The sequence below is a fragment of the Comamonas sp. MYb21 genome, from assembly GCF_037479395.1.
Lineage (GTDB): Bacteria > Pseudomonadota > Gammaproteobacteria > Burkholderiales > Burkholderiaceae_C > Comamonas.
In genome coordinates this window covers 1-17,944 of record NZ_JBBGZC010000024.1, presented here as the reverse complement: position 1 = coordinate 17,944, position 17,944 = coordinate 1, and the positions used below count along the sequence as shown (strand labels likewise).

General features: G+C 61.7%; 19 protein-coding genes and 1 pseudogene. 7 read left to right on the top strand and 13 right to left on the bottom strand.

What is annotated here, in order from left to right:
* The 6 genes and pseudogenes from WH367_RS24230 to WH367_RS24205 form a co-directional block, all read right to left on the bottom strand.
* Positions 1-288: pseudogene (locus tag WH367_RS24230) on the bottom strand (hypothetical protein); the annotation flags it as partial.
* 230 nt (positions 289-518) lie between these two features.
* Positions 519-1,298 (bottom strand): SDR family oxidoreductase, encoded by a 780-nt coding sequence (locus WH367_RS24225; RefSeq protein WP_021024723.1) that lies wholly within the window; start codon positions 1,296-1,298, stop codon positions 519-521.
* A gap of 13 nt (positions 1,299-1,311) precedes the next feature.
* Positions 1,312-2,346 carry a 2Fe-2S iron-sulfur cluster-binding protein gene (locus tag WH367_RS24220; RefSeq protein WP_339537990.1) on the bottom strand — a complete coding sequence of 345 codons (1,035 nt, stop codon included), beginning with the start codon at positions 2,344-2,346 and terminating at the stop codon, positions 1,312-1,314.
* Between the two features lie 30 nt (positions 2,347-2,376).
* Positions 2,377-2,853, bottom strand: coding sequence for a GlcG/HbpS family heme-binding protein (locus WH367_RS24215; protein ID WP_116927572.1), 477 nt, complete (start codon positions 2,851-2,853; stop codon positions 2,377-2,379).
* A gap of 25 nt (positions 2,854-2,878) precedes the next feature.
* Positions 2,879-4,336 (bottom strand): aldehyde dehydrogenase family protein, encoded by a 1,458-nt coding sequence (locus WH367_RS24210; RefSeq protein ID WP_339537991.1) that lies wholly within the window; start codon positions 4,334-4,336, stop codon positions 2,879-2,881.
* Between the two features lie 90 nt (positions 4,337-4,426).
* Positions 4,427-5,164, bottom strand: coding sequence for a TenA family transcriptional regulator (locus tag WH367_RS24205; RefSeq protein WP_116927629.1), 738 nt, complete (start codon positions 5,162-5,164; stop codon positions 4,427-4,429).
* 301 nt (positions 5,165-5,465) lie between these two features.
* Here WH367_RS24205 and WH367_RS24200 point away from each other — a divergent pair, with 301 nt between their 5' ends.
* Genes WH367_RS24200 through WH367_RS24180 form a run of 5 tightly spaced genes read left to right on the top strand, consistent with a single transcriptional unit; the run spans position 5,466 to position 8,186 of the window.
* Positions 5,466-5,831 (top strand): 2Fe-2S iron-sulfur cluster-binding protein, encoded by a 366-nt coding sequence (locus WH367_RS24200; RefSeq protein ID WP_021024718.1) that lies wholly within the window; start codon positions 5,466-5,468, stop codon positions 5,829-5,831.
* 9 nt (positions 5,832-5,840) lie between these two features.
* Complete coding sequence (locus WH367_RS24195; protein WP_339516652.1) at positions 5,841-6,170, top strand: ferredoxin; 330 nt, start codon at positions 5,841-5,843, stop codon at positions 6,168-6,170.
* 9 nt (positions 6,171-6,179) lie between these two features.
* Positions 6,180-6,470 (top strand): 2Fe-2S iron-sulfur cluster binding domain-containing protein, encoded by a 291-nt coding sequence (locus tag WH367_RS24190; protein WP_339516654.1) that lies wholly within the window; start codon positions 6,180-6,182, stop codon positions 6,468-6,470.
* Positions 6,467-7,213 carry a sulfite exporter TauE/SafE family protein gene (locus tag WH367_RS24185; protein ID WP_339537989.1) on the top strand — a complete coding sequence of 249 codons (747 nt, stop codon included), beginning with the start codon at positions 6,467-6,469 and terminating at the stop codon, positions 7,211-7,213. Before WH367_RS24190 ends, WH367_RS24185 begins: the two co-directional genes overlap by 4 nt.
* 46 nt (positions 7,214-7,259) lie before the next feature.
* The gene (locus WH367_RS24180) at positions 7,260-8,186 is read left to right on the top strand and encodes an ornithine cyclodeaminase family protein (RefSeq protein WP_339537988.1); all 927 of its coding nucleotides are present in this window, start codon (positions 7,260-7,262) and stop codon (positions 8,184-8,186) included.
* Positions 8,187-8,195: 9 nt separating this feature from the next.
* Here the strand turns inward: WH367_RS24180 and WH367_RS24175 are convergent, their stop codons facing one another.
* The gene (locus tag WH367_RS24175; protein WP_021024713.1) at positions 8,196-8,849 is read right to left on the bottom strand and encodes a GntR family transcriptional regulator; all 654 of its coding nucleotides are present in this window, start codon (positions 8,847-8,849) and stop codon (positions 8,196-8,198) included.
* Between the two features lie 139 nt (positions 8,850-8,988).
* The gene (locus tag WH367_RS24170; protein WP_339516660.1) at positions 8,989-9,219 is read right to left on the bottom strand and encodes a hypothetical protein; all 231 of its coding nucleotides are present in this window, start codon (positions 9,217-9,219) and stop codon (positions 8,989-8,991) included.
* A 346-nt stretch (positions 9,220-9,565) separates the two neighbouring features.
* Here WH367_RS24170 and WH367_RS24165 point away from each other — a divergent pair, with 346 nt between their 5' ends.
* The gene (locus tag WH367_RS24165; RefSeq protein WP_339537987.1) at positions 9,566-11,104 is read left to right on the top strand and encodes a hypothetical protein; all 1,539 of its coding nucleotides are present in this window, start codon (positions 9,566-9,568) and stop codon (positions 11,102-11,104) included.
* 1 nt (position 11,105) lies between these two features.
* Complete coding sequence (locus tag WH367_RS24160; RefSeq protein ID WP_339537986.1) at positions 11,106-12,587, top strand: gamma-glutamyltransferase family protein; 1,482 nt, start codon at positions 11,106-11,108, stop codon at positions 12,585-12,587.
* Between the two features lie 6 nt (positions 12,588-12,593).
* Here the strand turns inward: WH367_RS24160 and glcF are convergent, their stop codons facing one another.
* From glcF to WH367_RS24135, 5 genes are all read right to left on the bottom strand, one after another.
* Positions 12,594-13,859: a glycolate oxidase subunit GlcF gene (glcF, locus tag WH367_RS24155; RefSeq protein WP_339537984.1), complete on the bottom strand. Its 1,266-nt coding sequence runs from the start codon at positions 13,857-13,859 to the stop codon at positions 12,594-12,596.
* Between the two features lie 23 nt (positions 13,860-13,882).
* A complete protein-coding gene (gene glcE, locus WH367_RS24150) occupies positions 13,883-15,022 on the bottom strand; it encodes a glycolate oxidase subunit GlcE (RefSeq protein ID WP_339537983.1) in 1,140 nt (379 codons plus the stop codon).
* Between the two features lie 173 nt (positions 15,023-15,195).
* Positions 15,196-15,717: a hypothetical protein gene (locus WH367_RS24145; protein WP_339537982.1), complete on the bottom strand. Its 522-nt coding sequence runs from the start codon at positions 15,715-15,717 to the stop codon at positions 15,196-15,198.
* A 382-nt stretch (positions 15,718-16,099) separates the two neighbouring features.
* Entirely contained in the window at positions 16,100-16,351 is a 252-nt protein-coding gene (locus WH367_RS24140) for a hypothetical protein (protein WP_339537981.1), read from the bottom strand.
* A 976-nt stretch (positions 16,352-17,327) separates the two neighbouring features.
* Positions 17,328-17,944, bottom strand: a 617-nt coding sequence (locus tag WH367_RS24135) for an RHS repeat-associated core domain-containing protein (protein ID WP_339537980.1), incomplete at its 5' end; no start/stop codon positions are given.

The following is a 17,944-nucleotide window of genomic DNA, read 5'->3' as shown; positions in this document are numbered from 1 at the left end:
CGCCTGGCCCGTGCGGGCGGGGCGCTCGCTGCGCGCCTGGCGCTGCACCGGCGCGGCATCGGCCTCAACCGGGGCTGCTGGCGCAGCAGCCACTTCCAGCGCGTGGCCCTTGGTGGCCGCGCGCAGTGCATCGGCCATGGCCGAGTTCAGCACCGGCGCTTGGCCTGCAGGGCGCTCGCGGCGCTCCTGCTTGGGCTGGCGACGCGTATCACCGCCCGCTGCGGGCGCTGCCGCAGCTGGTGCCGGTGCGGAAGCATCAGAAGAGGTGGGGAGGGTCGGTTCGGTCATAAACAGAGGCTGGCGCAGAAAAAAGTGCAGACCCGCCAAGAGCAGCTGCACCGGTAAAAAGCAAAACGCCCTGGATCACCCAAGGCAAGACTGCAAGTATAACGAATCAAGCCCATCGCCCCGTAAGCAGCTGCACACCGCAGCAGGGCTTTAGAACGGACGCAGACAAGGCCAGCTGCGCGCTTGCATGGCAAAGCCAGGCCACCCAGCAGCCCCGGCTTTGTCCTTTGTCAATAAGTGCCCGGATACTCGCCCCCGTCGATCAGCCAGCTCTGCCCGGTCACATAGCCGGTGTGCTGCGATGCCAGGTAGGCGATCAGCGCGCCGACTTCTTCGGGCTGGCCAAAGCGGCCTGCGGGGTTGGCGGCCTCGCGGCTTTGGCGCACCTCGGCCGGCGAGCGGCCGCTTTGCTGGGCGAGCTTGTCGATGTGGCGGGCCTGGGCATCGGTGTCGAATGCGCCGGGCAGCACATTGTTGATGGTGACGTTGTGGCGCACCGTCTGGCGCGCCAGGCCCGCGACAAAACCGACCAGGCCCGAGCGCGCGCCGTTGGACAGGCCCAGCTCGGCATGCGCCGCCTTGACGCTGCGCGAGACGATATTGATGATGCGCCCGTAGCCGCGCTGCTGCATGCCATCGACCACGCGGCGCATCATGTCGATGGGGCCGACCATCATCATGTCCAGCGCCGCGTGCCAGGTCTCGTCCGTCCAATCCCGGAAGTCGCCGGGCGGGTAGCCGTCCGAGTTGTTGACCAGAATGTCCGGCTGCGGGCAGGCAGCCAGCGCGGCCTCACGCCCCGCCTTCTGGGTGATATCGGCCACCACATAGCGCACGGGGCGGCCACATTCTGCCGACAAGGCCTGCGCCGCCGCCTGCAAGCTGCTTTCAGTGCGCGCGGCGATCACCACGTCCACCCCTTCCAGCGCCAGCTGGCGTGCCGCTGCATAGCCCATGCCCTTGCTGCCGCCCCAGACCAGCGCGGCCTTGCCCGTCAATCCCAGATCCATGGTGTGGTGTTCCTCAGCTTTGTTCGCTCAACTCGGCCACGGCGGCCGCTTCGTTCTGGAAGATGAAGCTGTCGCTGTAGATCTTGTCCAGCGCCGCGCCCGACAGCGCCATCAGCGCTTTCGCATCGGCAATCATAGAGGGCGATCCACACAGATAGATCGAATACTCGGACAGGTCCTCGAAGTCCTCGGCAATGGCGTCCTGCACATAGCCGCGCCGGCCAGTCCAGCGATCGGACGGGCGCGAGAGCACCGGCACAAAAGTGAACTCATACAGCTGCCCCGCCCAGGCCGCGATCTCATCGAGCAAATAAAGATCGGCCTCACTGCGCATGCCCCAGTAGAAGTGGATCGGCGGGCAGTCGGCATCGCCCAGCAGCGATTCGAGAATCGCCTTGATCGGCGCAAAGCCGGTGCCGGTGGCGGCAAACACCATGGGTTGGTAGTCCTGCGCGCGGTAGTGAAAGCTGCCATGGGGCAGTTCCACCTCCAGCACATCACCCACTGCCGTCGTCGCCAGCAGGCCATCGGTAAAGCGCCCGCCAGCAATCTTGCGGATCTGCAGGCTGACGCGCCGGCCCTGCGGCGGTGTGGCCATCGAGAAGCTGCGGTGCGCACCACCAGGCAGGCAGATGTTCAGGTACTGGCCCGGCACATAGCGCAGGCCATGGTCCTCGGGCAGGTCGAGCGCCAGGTGGTAGATATCGGGCGTGTGCATGCGCAGCTCGGCCACGGTGGCCCGCACCCGGGTGGGTGCGGAGCTGTCCGGCCCGGTCGCGACGCTGATGACCAGGTCGGAGTGCGCCCGGGCCTGGCAGGCCAGCGCATAGCCCTGGGCGTGCTCGTCTTCGCCCATGGCCAGCGGCAGCTCGCCATCGGCATAGGCAAACTGGCCCTCTTCGACCTTTATGCGGCAGCTGCCGCAGCCGCCAAAAGTGCAGTCATGGGGCAGCGCCACGCCCTGGCGCGTGGCGGCGTCGAGCACCGATTCATCGGCGCCCACGTCAAACGATTGCTGCGTCTGCAGCCACTGTACGCGGTAGTTCATCGCAGACCTCAGCTCGGTTGTCCCTGGCGCTTATTTCTTGATGTCGGCCTGCACCAGCACATCGGCGGTGGCGCCCAGGTGGTCTTTCAGCGCCTGCAAGGCGGCCACGCCACAGGCGGTGTCCTGCTCGCCATTGCCGCCCGACAGGCCCACGCCACCAATCACCTCGCCGTTGACGACGATGGGATAGCCGCCCACGAAGACCGCAAACTTGCCCTCAAAGCTCCACTGGATGCCAAAGGCCTCGTTGCCCGGCAACGCCGGCCCATTGGGCAAGGTGTTGAACAGGTGCGTGGAGCGCTTGTGCCCTGCGGCCGTGAAGGCCTTGTTCCAAGCGATCTGCGGGCCGGTGACGCGGGCGCCATCCATGCGCTCGAGCACCAGCGGAAAGCCGCCTTCATCGGTGATGCAGACCGTCTCGGTCACGCCAATTTCCTTGGCCTTGGCCAGTGCGGCCAGGGACATCACACGGGCTTCTGCCAGTTCCAGTTTCAGTGCGCTTTTCATCGTGTTTCCTCTTGCAGTCAGGGGTTCAGATACCGCGGTAGACGGTCTTGATCTGGGTAAAAAATTCCAGGCCGGCGCGGCCGGACTCGCGGAAGGTGGAGGTGCTGGAGTTCTTCAGCCCGCCAAAGGGCGCATTGACCAGATTGCCGGTGGTCGTGCGGTTGATCTTGACGGTGCCCGCCTGGATCTCGTTGGTGAACACATGCATGTAGCGCGGGTTCATCGTGACGATGCTGGCCGACAGGCCGTACTGCGACTCGTTGGCCTGGCGCAGCGCGTCGTCAAAATCGGCCACCTCGATGATCGCCAGCACCGGGCCGAAGATCTCTTCCTGTGCAATGCGCATGCTGTTTTTCACATCGGTAAAGACTGCGGGCGACAGGTAGTAGCCATGGTCGAACTCGCCGCCGGTGAGCCGCTCACCGCCGCAGAGCCAGCGCGCCTCGCTCTTGCCGATGTCGATGTAGCGCTGCACGGTCTGCAGCTGCTTTTCCGTCGCCAAAGGGCCCAGGTCCATGCCCGGTGCCATGCCGTTGCCGATCTTGAGCTGGGACACGCGCGTCAGCAGCTTGTCGGTAAAGGCCGCCTTCACGCTGGGCACCACCAGAATGCGGCTGGTGCCGGTGCAGGCCTGGCCGGTGAGCGAGAAGCCGCCCTTGATCGCCAGGTCCACCGCCAGGTTGAGGTCAGCGTCCTCCATCACGATCAGCGGGTTCTTGCCGCCCAGTTCCATCTGCAAGCGGGTGGAGAGGTGCACGGTGCGGTGGATCTGGGTGCCCGCCGTCGTCGAGCCGGTGAACGAAATCGCGCGGATGGCCTGCGAATTGGTGATCACCGGCCCCACCTCGCCAGCGCGGCCGGTGACGCAGTTGACCACACCAGGCGGCACACCCGCCTGCTCCAGCGCCTCGACCAGGCGCAGGCCCGAGAGCGGCGCATCCGACGAGGGCTTGAACACCACCGTGTTGCCGGTGATCAGCGCCGGCGCCAGCTTGCGCGCCGGGATGGACGCGGGGAAGTTCCAGGGCGAGATCACCGTCACCACGCCCAGCGGCTCGCGGTGGCTGAACACGTGCAGGTTGGCATCGTCCTGCGGGTAGGTCTCGCCGCCCAGGGTCTGGCCTTCGGTGGCATAAAAACGAAAGGTTTGCGCGCTGCGCAAGAACTCGTCGCGCGCCTGGCTCAGCTGCTTGCCCTCCTCGCGCGTCAGCTCCTGCGCAAACTGCTCCACGTTCTGTTCCAGGTAGCTGGCCGCGTCGTTGAGGATCTTGGCGCGCTTGCCAATGGCCAGCTTGCGCCAGCCGTCAAAGGCTTTTTGCGCCGCCTGCACGGCCGCCTCGGCGTCAGCCGGGCCCGATGCCTGAAAACGCCCCACCACATCGCGGGTATCGGCGGGGTTGAGGTTGTCAAAGGTGCTGCCCAGCAGGCAGGGCACCCAGGCGCCGTCGATATAGTTCAGAAACGTTTGCACGGTGTCGGCCATGGTCGGAGGTCTTGGAGAGGTGGGGGGGTCGGTCACAGCGGCGGCCGCCAGGGGCGCGCCGCTGCACGGGGCAAGGGGATGCCGCCAGGCTCAGGCGGCCAGCAGCTCTTCCTGCGAGATCTGCAGGTCCTTGGCGACATAGTCGTGGTAGAGCGCCGTCGTGTAGAGCAGGCGCATCTGGGCACCAATCTCGCAGATGCGCAGGCATTTGGCTTGCAGCTCGGGCGTGTTGGCGTGTTCCAGCACGATCTGGTAGCCACGCTCGCCATGGATTTCGTCCGAGACGATGTGCAGGTCAAAGAACTCGACCTCTTCATCGGTAAAGCCGTACTTGTCACGCAAGGTGGGCGTCTGCTTGCGGTAGATCGACGGCACCTGCGACTCCAGGCCCACGACCAGACCGGCCACCGCAACCACCGGGTCTTCGCGCATCGCAATCGCATAGCACCAGGACTGCAGGCCGCGTGTGGTGGGCGACATGTTGTTGGGGTCGACCACGCGCTCGCGCGTCGTGCCGCAGGCCTCGGCAAAGCGGATCAGCAGATCGGTGTGGCGGTCGCCACCAATCTCTTCCTCATACATATTGGCCAGCAAAAAGTCCTTGGCCTCCGTCATATGGTCTGGCGTGCGGGCATACAGATAGCCCAGGTAGTCGGCAAACGGGCCTACATAGTGGTAGTGGTTCTCGGCCCAGCGCGCCAGGTGCTCACGGCTCAGGCGGCCAGTGGCCCAGGCCACGCTGAAAGGGGCCTTGTTGGCGCTCTTGCCCTTGATGGCATTTTCAAGCGCAGCGCGGAATTCGTCGCGGTTCATCAATGTGCTGGTCATGGCGGGTTCCTCTGAAATGTTGGGGTCGTCGCCAAGTCAAACCGATCCAAGCGACGAAGTTAGAATACTGTATACAGAAAACATCGTCAATGTTTTCACACCCTCTTCCGCCTCAGTGCTTACCCCTATCCCCATCAAATCTCAGAGCTACACACTGTCACTCCGCAGCCAAAATCCCTTGATATTCCATCGTTTTCAGGTGCGCTAATGCAGCCCCAATTCCCACTGCATCAGGTTATCCCTAATACAAGCACAACATCAAGTTGTATACAGTATACGTAATTGCAATGCGGAGGATGCCATGCCCCAGATCACCTTTCACAAGAACGGACAGACCTTCCAAGGCGAGGTCAAGACCGGCGCCAACCTGGTGGTGCGCGCGGGGATCAAGCAGTTCCCCTACCCCCACCTGGCCTACCAGTGCGGCATGGGCAAGTGCGCCACCTGCGCCTGCAAGGTGCTGGCGGGGGCTGAGCATTTGCCGGCGCCGAACTGGAAAGAAAAGAAGCAGTTGGGCGCGCATCTGGACGAGGGCTTCCGCCTGGTCTGCCAGCTCTGGCCCGAGCAGGACCTGGAGCTGGAACAAGTGCCGCTGCCGGCCACCAACGCCGGTACCGCCAGCGCCACCCAGCCCGCAGGCACAGCGCCCGCCACCCCTGCAGCCTGAGGACCGCCCATGTTTGTGATCTTGACCAGCAAGCCCGGCCAGTACCGCACGCAGCCCAATGCCGACATCACCCTGCTCGAAGCCTGGGACTACCACTTCTGCGGCCGCCTGCTGGCCCGCTTTGCCGTGGGCGAGTTGCTGCGCGAGACCAAGGTGCTGGTGATCGAGGATGGCCCCGGCGGCACCACCAACCAGGTGCCATCCAAGTTTCTGGAGCGCTTTGACTCGCTGGAGCAAGCGCGTAGCGAGCTGCAGCACCTGTGCCAGTTCGGCGCGCTCGATGCCACCCTGACCCCAGCGCCCCTTACCGCCCCGCCTGCCACCCCATCCGCTGCCTGATTGCCCCGTATGCCCACCATCACCTTTGTCAGCAACGACAACAAGACCGTCGAAGCTCCGGAAAACAGCAACCTGCTGCGCGTGTCGCTGCGCGAGAAAGGCGGTATCCCGTTCAAATGCGGCGGGGGCCTGTGCGGCACCTGCAAATGCCGCATCGAGGAAGGCCTGGCCCACACCGATGCCATCAAGGCCAAGGAGCGCAAGCATTTCAGTGAGGAAGAGTTTGCCGCTGGCCACCGCCTGGCTTGCCAGACCTTTGTCAACGGCGACATCAAGGTCAGCTGGGTGCCCCGGCCATGAGCACCTGGACCGCCATGGCCGAGCACCTGAGTTGGGGCCGCTACCTGGCCATGGGGCTGATGGTGCTCGCCGGTGCCGCCATGCAGGGCGTGGGCGGCCTGGGTTATGCGATGTTCTGCGCGCCGCTGGCGGCGATCTTCTTCCCCGAGCTGGTGCCCGGCCCCTTGCTGGCCGTGGGCGCGCCGCTGGCCCTGCTGGCCTATCTGCGTGAGCGCGAGGCCCTCAACCGCCAGGTCGCAGCAGCCACCTTGGTCGGCCGCGTCATCGGCACCTTTGCCGCCGCCGGGCTGCTGGTGCTGTTCAGCGCCCATGCGCTGTCCGTTCTGTTTGCGGTGCTGATCCTGGCAGCCGTCTGCCTCAGCACCCTAGGCTGGCGCGTGCAGCCCAGCACCACCAACCTGTCGATTGCCGGTGTGGCCAGCGGCATCATGGGCACCATCACCGCCGCGGGCGGCCCGCCGTTTGCGATTGCGATGCAGCACCTGGCACCGGCGACGATGCGCTCCACGCTAGGCGTGGTCTTTTTTGCCGGCACCATCGTCTCGCTCAGCGCGCTCGCCTGGGTCGGGCGCATGGGCAGCGGCCAGTGGCTGCTCAGCCTGGTGCTGCTGCCCTGGATGCTGGGCGGTTTTCTCGCCTCCAACCGCCTGGCCCGCCATATCTCCAAAGCCACCATCCGCCGCTGGCTGCTGGGCACCGCCGCCATCAGCGCCTGCATCATCCTGCTGCGCGTCTGGCTCTGAGCGCATTCCCACGCCAACCCACCCACCCATCACCCCACCACACACCATGCTGCACATCACCGATGCCATGGTGGACACCCTGGTGTCCACCGACCAAGCCCTGCAGGCCATGCACCGCGCCTTTGCTGCCTTTGGCGCGGGCGAAGCGGCCATGCAAGCGCGCGAGCGCACCGATGCCGGGGGCGTCAAGCTCTCTACCCTGGGCGCCGTCATTCCCGCGCAAGGGGTGACCGGCGCCAAGGTCTACACCACCATTGCCGGCCAGTTCAACTTTGTCATCCTGCTGTTCTCGACCGAGACCGGCGCGCCGCTGGCCACCTTGGATGCCAATGCCATCACGCGCCTGCGCACCGCCGCCACCACGGTGCTGGTGGCCCAGCACCTGGCGCCCGCCAACGCGCGCCATCTGTTCCTGTGCGGCGCTGGCGTGCAGGGCCTCGCCCATGCGCAGCAGATGGTGCAGCACTTCGGGCTGCAGCGCATCGATGTGTTTGACCCCTATGCGCCCAGCGGGCTGGAAGCACGCCTGGCGCAGCTGACCGGTTTGCCCGAGGCGCAGATCCGCCGCGTGGCGCACACCCAGGGCGTGGGCGAGGCGGACATCATCGTCACCGCCTCACGCGCCAAGGAGCCACTGTTCAACGGGGAACATGTCGCCCCCCATGCGCTGGTCGCCGCCATTGGCTCCAGCCTGCCCCACACCCGCGAGCTCGACGATGCCTTGCTGGCACGCGCGCAGCTGATTGCGGTGGAATGGAAAAAGCAGGCAACGAGCGAAGCAGGCGACCTGGTGCTGGCCGACCCGGGCCTGTCGCTCGCGGACAAGCTGGTGGAGCTGGGCGATATCGTCAGCGGCCGCCATGCCATCAGCGCGCAGCCGGGCATCCGGCTCTACAAGGCCGTGGGCGTGGGTTTGGAAGATATTGCGCTGGCGGGTGTGGCCTACCAGAACCACCTGGCCAGCCAATCGTAAACGCGGACCTCAGGGCTCGATGCCGGCCGCGTTGTAGATATGGCGCGCGGCCAGCAGGCCGGCCAGCTCGGGGTCGCCTTTGATCACGGCGCGCAGGATGGCGGCATGCTCCTCCCAGTTCTGCGGCGCACGCGCCTGGCTGCGCGGCGCAAACAGCACCTCGGTGCGGTCGCGCAAGGACAGCATCACCTCTTGCAGCACCGAGTTGGCGGCGATCTTGCCCAGCGCCAGGTGGAACTTCTGGTTCAGCACCGCCAGCACATCGCCATCGCCCGAATGGGCGTTCTTCGTGCCCTCGGCCAGCAAGGCCTCCAGCGCAGCAATCTGCTCGGGGTCATGGCGCTTGGCGGCCAGGCGCGCATTGAGCGCCTCCAGGGTGGCGCGCACCTCGACCAACTCGCGCAGCAGATCGCCATGGAACTTGGCGACCGAGGCACCGCGCCGGGGCTCGATGATCACCAGGCCGCTGGCGGCCAGCTGGCGCAAGGCCTCACGCACGGGCATGCGCGAGACCGAAAACTCCTCGGACAGACGCTCTTCCACCAGCCGCTCGCCCGAGGCCAGCTCGCCCGACATGATCTTCTCGCGCAAGGCCTCCACCAGCTGCTGGGTCAGCGGCGAGTGGTTGAGTCCAGGTTTTTTGTCTCCGTTGGCAATGGGCATGAAAGTCGGTCCGTTCGGTACGTTGCAAGCCCCGGGCCAGCGCATTGGCTGCAACGCGCCGCTCAGGGTCGCGCCCAGTTTACATGCCCAGCCAGGGTTTGCAGCGTCTTTGCCTTGCCTTGTATACAGAAATCTGCGCTCAGCGCCGGGCGCGGCGGATCTCGGCCAACGAGCGCGTATCTTGCAGTGCCTGGGCCCACAGGCGGCCCGGCTCCAGCTCGGCCAGGCGCTTGGCCTGCCAGCGCACAAAGGCGTTTTCCACCGCCGACAACCAGCCCAGCGATGCCGGCAGCAAGGCTTGGCGGGGCTCACGCAGTACCAGCAGATCGTCTTGCTGGGCAACCACCGCTTGGGAAGCAATGTTCTTCATGGGATAGCTCCTGGATAACCTAGTAGTAACCCTAGTGTATCCAGTGTACAAATCCATGTCCTTGATCTGGATCCATAACCCTGCACTATCCAAGCCTTTGATGCGCCTCGCAAATCCCTAAAAAAACAAGACTCTGACACCACCATAGCGCTAGGCATGCAAACGCCTTCATCGCGCAGATCCACCCTGAAATCCCCATCTTTGTATACGAAAACGGCGTTTCTTCACATTTAGCCCGGGTTTATCGCATGTTGCAATGCAATATTTCTGGTATTCCCTGATGATTTTTTGCTTCATTGTATTTAGTATACAAATTGGCTGTTAATCATTCTAAGGAGTAGCCACGATGGATCCGTCAGTCTCTATAGGCCCTGCGCACTGGGCCTACCTCGCCGGGGTGCTGGTCATCATCTTGACCATGGCCTTCCGTGCCAATGTGGTGGTGCCATCGATACTGGCTACCGTCGTTGTCGCCTTCGCCTGGAGCGGCAGCGCCATCACCGGGATAGGAAGCATATTCAGTGCCAGCATGGTGGCGGCCAAGGAGCTGTTCAACATCTTCCTGATCATTGCGCTGATGACGGCCCTGCTCAATGCGCTCAAGGACCTGGGCTCGGACATCCGCATGGTCAAGCCCTTTCGTGCGGTGATGAAAAACGGCCATGCCGCCTATTTCATCCTGGCACTGGTCACCTACCTGATCTCGCTGTTCTTCTGGCCCACGCCAGCCGTGCCACTGGTGGCAGCGGTGCTGCTGCCGGCAGCGATCGCGGCGGGCCTGCCGCCCATTGCAGGGGCGATGGCCATTGCGATTGCCGGCCAGGGCATGGCACTGTCATCCGACTATGTGATTGGCGTGGCGCCGGGCATCAGCGCCAAGGCCGCTGGCGGCATCAGTGCGGTGGCGGTGGGCGACAAGGCCTTGCTGCTGTCCTGGGTGGTCGGCATGATTGCGCTGTTCCTGTCGTACTTCAAGGTGCGCAAGCTCATCGTGCCCAGCGACAACGCCCTGCTGGAGCGCTGGGAGCTGAACCCCGCCAGCATTGACGCGCAGATGGAAGGTGCCGGCCCGTTCGACAAGGCCGAGATCGCCAAGGGCACCGCCCATGAGGGCGACCTGGGCACCAATTCCGAGCTCGAAGCCGAGCTGCGCAAGACCCAGCCGCTGGCCTCGGCCTCCAAGCTGTTTGCCGTGCTCACCCCGCTGGCCTTTTTGCTGGTGATTCTGGTGATGGTCGCGCCCAAGTTCAGCACCGCCGTGGCCGAGCTTAAGGGCGGCGATGCGGCCATGCTGATCGGCGGCGTCGCGGCACTGCTGATGATCTGGGCGACCACCGCAGCCCGAGGCTTTCGCAAGATGCTCGATGGCGCGGCCGACCATGTGACCGACGGCTTTGTGTTTGCGTTCAAGGCCATGGGCTCGGTGCTGCCGATTGCCGGTTTCTTCTTTATCGGCTCGGGCGAGACGGCCGGTGCCATCCTAGGCATTGCACCAGGAACCACGCCTCCCAGCCTGCTGTTCGAGCTGGTGCAAGCCGGCCAGCACCTGATTCCCGACAGCCAGCTGCTGGTGTCGTTCGGCGTGCTCATCATGGGCATGATCACCGGCATTGATGGCTCGGGCTTCTCGGGCCTGCCGCTGACCGGCACCATCGCCGGTGCGCTGGGCCCGGCCTCGGGCATGGATGTATCCGCGTTGGCGGCCCTGGGCCAGATGGGCTCCGTATGGACCGGTGGCGGCACCTTGATCGCCTGGTCCTCGCTGATCGCCGTCGCAGGCTTTGCCCGGGTGAATGTGCTGGAGCTGGCCCGGGCGCTGCTGATACCGGTGGTGCTCGGCCTGCTGGCCGCCGTCTTCACTGCTGTCGCACTCTGGGGCGGTTGAGATGACGCAATTGCACCGCCAAGACCTGCCAGCCGCAGCCGGCGTGCTGGGCCGGGGCGCGATGCTGGCCACCGGCCACCCGCTGGCCGCAGTGGCCGCGCAGGCCCAGCTGCAGCAAGGCGGCTCGGCCGTCGATGCCGCGATTGCCGCCGATGCGGTGCTGGGCGTTGTCGAGCCGATGGCCACCGGCGTGGGCGGCGACCTGCTGGCCATGCTGGTGCCGCCAGGCCAGGCACCGCTGGCCTACAACGGCACCGGGCGTGCGCCCCAGGCTTTGACGGCGGCTCTGGTCGAGGCCCTGCCCCAGCGCCGCATCCCCGAGCGCCACCCGCTGTCCGTCACCACGCCGGGCGTCGTGCAAGGCTGGTGGGATCTGCACCAGCGCTTTGGCAAACGGCCTTGGGCGCAGCTGTTCGATGCCGCCGTGCAGGCCGCCAGCCAGGGCTTTGCGGTGGCCCCCGTTGCTGCGCGCGAATGGGCGCTGTTCCAGCCGGTGATTGCCCGCGACGCGGCCAGCGCCGCCCTGTACCGCGCCGATGCCCCGCCTCGCGCAGGCGAGCGCTTTGACAACCCGGCGCTGGCCCGCTTGCTGCAGGCCGTCGCTGCGCAGGGGCCGCAGGCCTTTTATGCGGGTGCCATCCCCGCCGCCTGCGCCGCTGCGGTGCAGGCAGCGGGTGGTGTATTGGCCGCTGCAGATTTCAGCGCCCACCAGGGCAACTTCTGCACGCCAGTGAGCACCTCGTTCCGCGGCGCCACCATCTACGAATGCCCGCCCAACACCCATGGCGTGGCCGTGCTCCATGCGCTCGCTGCGATGCAGGACCAGGCCATCGACATGGCCAGCGCGGCCACCCAGGTCGCGCTGGTGCAGGCAATGGAGGCCGCGATGGCCCATGCCCAGCAGACCGTGGCCGACCCGGCCGGTAACACCGTCTGCACCACCGTGGTCGATGGCGATGGCCTGGCCATCAGCCTGATGAGCAGCGTGTTCAAGCGCTTTGGCTCGGGCATCGGCGTAGCTGAAGGCGGCTTTGTGCTGCAAAACCGGGGCCATGGCTTTTCGCAGCCTGGCCATATCAATGGGCCGGCGCCCGGCAAACGCCCCTACCACACCGTGGTGCCGGGCGCGGCCACGCGCAATGGCCAATTCCTCGGTGTGTTTGGCGTGGTGGGCGGCGCGATGCAGCCCCAAGGCCAGGTGCAGCTGCTGTGCCGCATGCTGGCAGGCGGCGAGGCACCGCAGCCGGCCATGAACCAGCCGCGCTGGCGCCTGGAAGGCGGCCGGGTGCTGGCGGTGGAAGCCGGCATGCCACCCGCGATCACCGCCGCGCTGCGGGCCCAGGGCTACCGCGAGCCCAGCGGCGAAGGTGAGCTGGGCGGGCGCAGCGATTTTGGCGGCGCGCAGTGCATCTGGCGCCTGCCCGATGGCCAGCTCTGCGGCGCCTCCGACCACCGCAAGGACGGCCTGGCACTGGCCGTCTGAGCCGCTTCAGCGCTGGGCCTTGGCGGGCGCCAGCGCCTCGTCGATCACCTCGATCCAGTGACGCACCGGCACATCGGTGCCCGACTGCAAATGCGAGATACAGCCGATATTGGCCGACAGAATCGCGGCGGGCGGCGCATCGCTGCAGGCCTGGTTCAGGGTGCCGATCTTGCGGTCGCGCAGCTGGTGCGCAATCTCGGGTTGCAGCAGCGAATAGGTGCCGGCCGAGCCGCAGCACAGGTGCGATTCCACCCGCGAGACGCGGATGTCAAAGCCCAGGCGGCGCAGGCTGGTCTCCACCCCGCCGCGCAACTTTTGGCCATGCTGCAAGGTGCAGGGCGGGTGGTAGGCCAAGGGGGCTTCAGGCAGGTTCAGCTGGCCTTGCAGGCGCTGCTCCAGCTCGGGCAGCATGTCGGGCAGCAGCTCGCAAAGGTCACGCGCCAGCGCGCCAATCGCAGCGGCACGCGCGGCATAGGCGCTGTCATGGCGCAGCAGGTGGCCGTAGTCCTTGACCATCACGCCGCAGCCAGAAGCCGTGGTCACAATCGCTTCGACCTGCTGGCTCTCCACATGGGGCCACCAGGCATCGATATTGGCGCGCGCCTGCGCCAGCGCGCCCTGCGGGTCGCTCAGGTGCTGCCGCACCGCGCCGCAGCAGGCAGCGGCCGGCGTGATCAAGGTCTGGATGCCCACAGCATCGAGCACCCGGGCAGCGGCCGCATTGATATTGGGCAGCATCACCGGCTGCACGCAGCCGGCCAGCATCAGCACCTTGCGCTCATGCGTGCGCGTCGGCCACTTGCCGGCACGCGGTACGCGCGCCAGCTTGGCCTTCAGCGCGGCAGGCAGCACCGGGCGGGCCAGCCGCCCCAGCGCCAGCGCCGGGCCAAAGGCCTTGGAGACCATGCCCTTGCGCAGCGCCCAGCGCTGCAGGCGCTCGGCCGTCGGGCGTTCCACCTTCTGGTCAACGATGTGGCGGCCGATATCGAGCAGCTTGCCGTATTGCACGCCGCTGGGGCAGGTCGATTCGCAATTGCGGCAGGTCAGGCAGCGGTCCAGGTGGGTCTGGGTCTTGCGCGTGGGCTCCTGGCCCTCGAGCACCTGCTTGATCAGGTAGATACGGCCGCGCGGGCCGTCGAGCTCGTCGCCCAGCAGCTGGTAGGTGGGGCAGGTGGCCGTGCAAAAGCCGCAATGCACGCACTTGCGCAAAATGGCCTCGGCCTCCTGGCCTTCGGGGGTGTCTTTGAATTCGGGGGCTAATTGGGTTTGCATGGTGCAGGGGTGCCTCGATTAGCTTAGTTCAGCGCCCAGTCGCCCAAGCGCCCAGGGTTGAAGATGCCATGGGGGTCAAACGCGTGCTTGAGCCGCTGCTGCACCTGGCGCAGTGCGGGCGAGGCAGGCGTAAAACCAAAATCATCGGATGCGACCAGGCCCACCTGGGGGCCGGGCCTGAAGCACACGGCGCTGCCGCCGACACTGGTGGCCAGCGCCTGCAAGGCCTGGGCATGCTGCATGGGGGCCTGCACCCAGCGCAGCGCGCCGCCCCATTCCATCAAGGGTTGCAGGCCTTCTTCGGTGCAGGGCAGCACCGGCGTGGTGGCCGGCAGCGACAGGCGCCACAGCGCATGGCTCGGGTCCATGGCACTGAACCAGGGCAGCTGCTGCTCGCGGCAGGCCAGCCAGGCGGCATCGGCCTGGCCGTGGTCCAGCATGGTGCCGCCCATGCCATCCAGGGCCGACTGCACCGCTGCCACTGCGCCGCGCAGCCGCACCAGCAGATGGCCTTGCTCACCCTCGCCCGATTGCTGCCACAGGCTGGCATTGATGGGCAGCGGCTTGGCGCGCCAGGCCGAGAGCTTGTCGAGTGCCTGCTGGGCCGTGCATTCGTAGTACAGGGTGGCTTGGGCGCGCTGCATCGGCAGCACCTTGAGGCTGATGTCGGTCAGCAGGCCCAGGGTGCCCCAGGCACCGGCCATCAGCCGCGACACGTCATAGCCCGCCACGTTCTTCATCACCTGGCCGCCAAAGCGCAGCAGCTCGCCCTGGCCATTGATCAGCTCCAGGCCCAGGATGTAGTCACGCACCGCGCCCACCGCCGCCCGCGAGGGGCCCGACAGGCCGGCCGCCACCATGCCACCCACCGTGGCCTCCGGGCCAAAATGCGGCGGGTCAAAGGCCAGGCACTGGCCGCATTCGGCCAGGCTCGCTTCCAGCGCCGCCAGCGCTGTGCCGGCCCGCACGGTCACGACCAACTCACTGGGCTCGTAGCTGATGATGCCGCTGTAGCTGCGGGTGTCGAACACCTCGCCGCCCAGGCGCGCACCATAAAAATCCTTGCTGCCACCGCCCCGGATGCGCAGCGGCGTCTTGTGGGCATGCGCCGATCGAACGCGCTCCTGCCAGTCGAGCACGGTGGGGGAAAGAGAGGCAGCCACAGCTTGGTCCATGGCCCCATGGTAGCGGCAGTTGCGTCTGGCGTACGGCGCTCAAGTTAGATGGGGGACTGAGGGAGGTTGACGGGGGCAATATTTGAGTCATGGGCGTTCCTTGAACCTGGGTGTGCCGACCCTTCCGCTAAATATATAAATTACAAATCCGGGAACTCAAATTATTGACACCTACCACGCCCTTTTATATATTTCTTTAATTTAATCATTATGACTAACATATAAACAAGTAAGCTATACAGCGAGAACACAGCAATGAATAAGCCGTAGTAAATTTCATTAGGATCTATTATATATACCGAATCACTAGGGTTTTTGGGATTGTACTTTACCACTATTGATTTTCCATCACTCTTCATTTCCTCAAGCTGAAGTCTCTGACTATCGCTGACTTCGACCTTAGAGAGCCCTTTTGCATCTAGTTTTGAATTAATGTAACAATACTCTCCGACTTTATATTTGTATTTCATACGAAGCAAGCTATTTTTAACAATTAGTTCTTCAATAGATGCATCATTCGCATGCCATCGGTAAATTTTTCTATAATCATTCATATCCTGAAATGAGAAATTAGACAAGAACAATGCACAGAATAATCCGGTTAAAAAAACAACCAAACCGTTAATACCTCTAGGCCAAAGCACTTGCTCAATTATTTCGATATGGCGTTGATATTTATTCACACTTAGGCTCACATGTAAGGCATAGCGACTCCCCCTACACATCCTCCGAAAAAAGCTCATAGCAGCAATTATTGGTTGGGCTGCGCCGGTGTCGTCTATGGCGAAACGATTTTTGAAGCGTTCGGTGCGGATCAGGCATTAGCGTTTATTTTTCTTGGTAGCATGTGGCTGGCGCCGCATATCCGCAATTTCCAGCCAATAATAAAAACATCCCTTGTTTTTCTCCTATAGTCGCTATCGCAATGAGACCGGCCTCTTTAGTGTAAATAAACCTCAACTTATATACTTCGAAATCTCTATCTATCAAGTAAGCGAGATATTTTTTACCTAGAATAGATCTATTACTTATTCCTGAAATATTATATTTAATACCGTCAAAAACTCAAGACTCCATATGCCTATTCAATTCCTTCGGAACTGCAAATTTTAAATTTTCTGCATCAAAGCAATAAAATCCATTTGCCTCTGGACAAAATTCGACATTGCCAACAGAGTGATGCCAGGCGCTATATTGAGGATTTTGATTCAAATGAAATTGATTTTCTGGATATCTAATATCATAATAAATCCAATCTTTGGCATTAGACAAACCAGAAATCAGCGAAATGATTGCCGAGACAATATACTTATTCATAAACAAAAATCTCGTCAAGCGCCGAAAAATAATCACCCACTAAATCCTAGTCCAGCTGAAAGATCTTGACCAAGGCGATAGAGAGTTTATTTGAAACATTAGCAAGCCTCATCCTCTTCATCAGTAAATCTAATCAGCACCCACCTGATCAGGCCATAGTTAAGGAACCAAGCCAAAAAACAACCGAGAAAAAAATAAAATGAACTTTTATATACAATATCTATTACTACTCCAGCAAAATAAAATGCGACTCCAATAATTATCCCAAAGGATTTCAAACGGGAATAGTTTTCTTTACTAATTTTCATTAGTATCCAATTTGATTTTTATTTGCACGGGCAATCTAATTTATCTATATTTACCCATATCCCATATGCTGCATTAGTTGCACCGAGTTGAACTGCCCCGCCCAATGTAGGTTGAATAAACGTACCAGGGGTCGATCTGTAAAAGCCTGCTGTATTGTTTATGGTCCCAGGAACGGCTGCTGCCTGAGGAAAATATTTCTTGGATATCCGCCTATTGATAGTGCATATTTCCCCACTCCAAATAGGCCCGAATTCGATGCCTCCCCTGTTATAGCAATACCAGCATGCTTGCCTAACCACTGTATATCCAGAATTATCGTCTTAGAGCAGAAAAGAATAATGCATACAAAGTGCATTTGGTGGTTAGTCATTGCGCCAACAACCGTCCTTATAATTTAATCCATCTTCTCTCATTTCATTTTTAATATAAATTAGCTTGTGATTATAAATTGCTGCTCGCGTAATCACTCCATCATCCACCGATGGTTCGAAAAATCGCAGATAATTACTAGAAATCAAATATTTTTCCATTTCTCTCTCAATATATTTTTTTGAAGTGTATGGGGGAAATATGCAAATGTAATCATATTTGACATTAATCTCTTGACTACCCTGAATTAAAAAGATCAGAACGCAACAAAAAATATACAAAATGATATTCAAAATTTTCATGGTATTTTTATTGTTGTATCAAGCAATCCTGTTGCCTTGTCAATAAACCAGAGTTCCCCACTTCCCAACTTCTCATCGCATTTCATTTCACAATCATTATTATTAGTGGAGAAAGCTGAGCATTCACGCCCCTTGCTATTATTATGATAGTCCATGATTTCTTCTTTTTTAGGTTGTTTTCGTTTTTTAGTCCCGTATACTTCATGGGTATCGCCTACTTTTTTTGCCTGTTCAGTCCCCATTCTTAGACTCATTACGCAGGACCAATAGCAATGTCTAAATGCATCTCCAGTCCCATTATGAAGCTCATGATTTGGAAACTTTTCCTGAGACCTTTTTAATGCTTCTGCATTATCAGCCCTGGTGTTCCATGCATCTAATGGCCCGATATTCCAAATGTGAGCAAGCTCTTCTATAAGACCTAAAGAATCAGATTTTATTAATGGACTGCGAACATATCCACTCGTATGGACCCCTCCATGTAAACCAATAGGGTCTTGGTTAACATAATCACCTCCTCCTGCCTCATAATACCGATACCGGTTGTAATAAAGCCCCGTATCTCCATCCGCATGCTGCCCCGGCAGCCTGATCGGCTGGTACAGCCCGCTGG

Coding starts and splice junctions, on each gene's coding strand:
- WH367_RS24215 (WP_116927572.1), bottom strand. CDS start 2,853: ATGAAAAGCGCACTGAAACTGGAACTGGCAGAAGCCCGTGTGATGTCC.
- WH367_RS24160 (WP_339537986.1), top strand. CDS start 11,106: ATGACGCAATTGCACCGCCAAGACCTGCCAGCCGCAGCCGGCGTGCTG.
- WH367_RS24165 (WP_339537987.1), top strand. CDS start 9,566: ATGGATCCGTCAGTCTCTATAGGCCCTGCGCACTGGGCCTACCTCGCC.
- glcF (WP_339537984.1), bottom strand. CDS start 13,859: ATGCAAACCCAATTAGCCCCCGAATTCAAAGACACCCCCGAAGGCCAG.
- WH367_RS24190 (WP_339516654.1), top strand. CDS start 6,180: ATGCCCACCATCACCTTTGTCAGCAACGACAACAAGACCGTCGAAGCT.
- WH367_RS24175 (WP_021024713.1), bottom strand. CDS start 8,849: ATGCCCATTGCCAACGGAGACAAAAAACCTGGACTCAACCACTCGCCG.
- WH367_RS24205 (WP_116927629.1), bottom strand. CDS start 5,164: ATGACCAGCACATTGATGAACCGCGACGAATTCCGCGCTGCGCTTGAA.
- WH367_RS24185 (WP_339537989.1), top strand. CDS start 6,467: ATGAGCACCTGGACCGCCATGGCCGAGCACCTGAGTTGGGGCCGCTAC.
- WH367_RS24140 (WP_339537981.1), bottom strand. CDS start 16,351: ATGAATAAGTATATTGTCTCGGCAATCATTTCGCTGATTTCTGGTTTG.
- WH367_RS24195 (WP_339516652.1), top strand. CDS start 5,841: ATGTTTGTGATCTTGACCAGCAAGCCCGGCCAGTACCGCACGCAGCCC.
- WH367_RS24220 (WP_339537990.1), bottom strand. CDS start 2,346: ATGAACTACCGCGTACAGTGGCTGCAGACGCAGCAATCGTTTGACGTG.
- WH367_RS24210 (WP_339537991.1), bottom strand. CDS start 4,336: ATGGCCGACACCGTGCAAACGTTTCTGAACTATATCGACGGCGCCTGG.
- WH367_RS24200 (WP_021024718.1), top strand. CDS start 5,466: ATGCCCCAGATCACCTTTCACAAGAACGGACAGACCTTCCAAGGCGAG.
- WH367_RS24180 (WP_339537988.1), top strand. CDS start 7,260: ATGCTGCACATCACCGATGCCATGGTGGACACCCTGGTGTCCACCGAC.
- WH367_RS24170 (WP_339516660.1), bottom strand. CDS start 9,219: ATGAAGAACATTGCTTCCCAAGCGGTGGTTGCCCAGCAAGACGATCTG.
- WH367_RS24225 (WP_021024723.1), bottom strand. CDS start 1,298: ATGGATCTGGGATTGACGGGCAAGGCCGCGCTGGTCTGGGGCGGCAGC.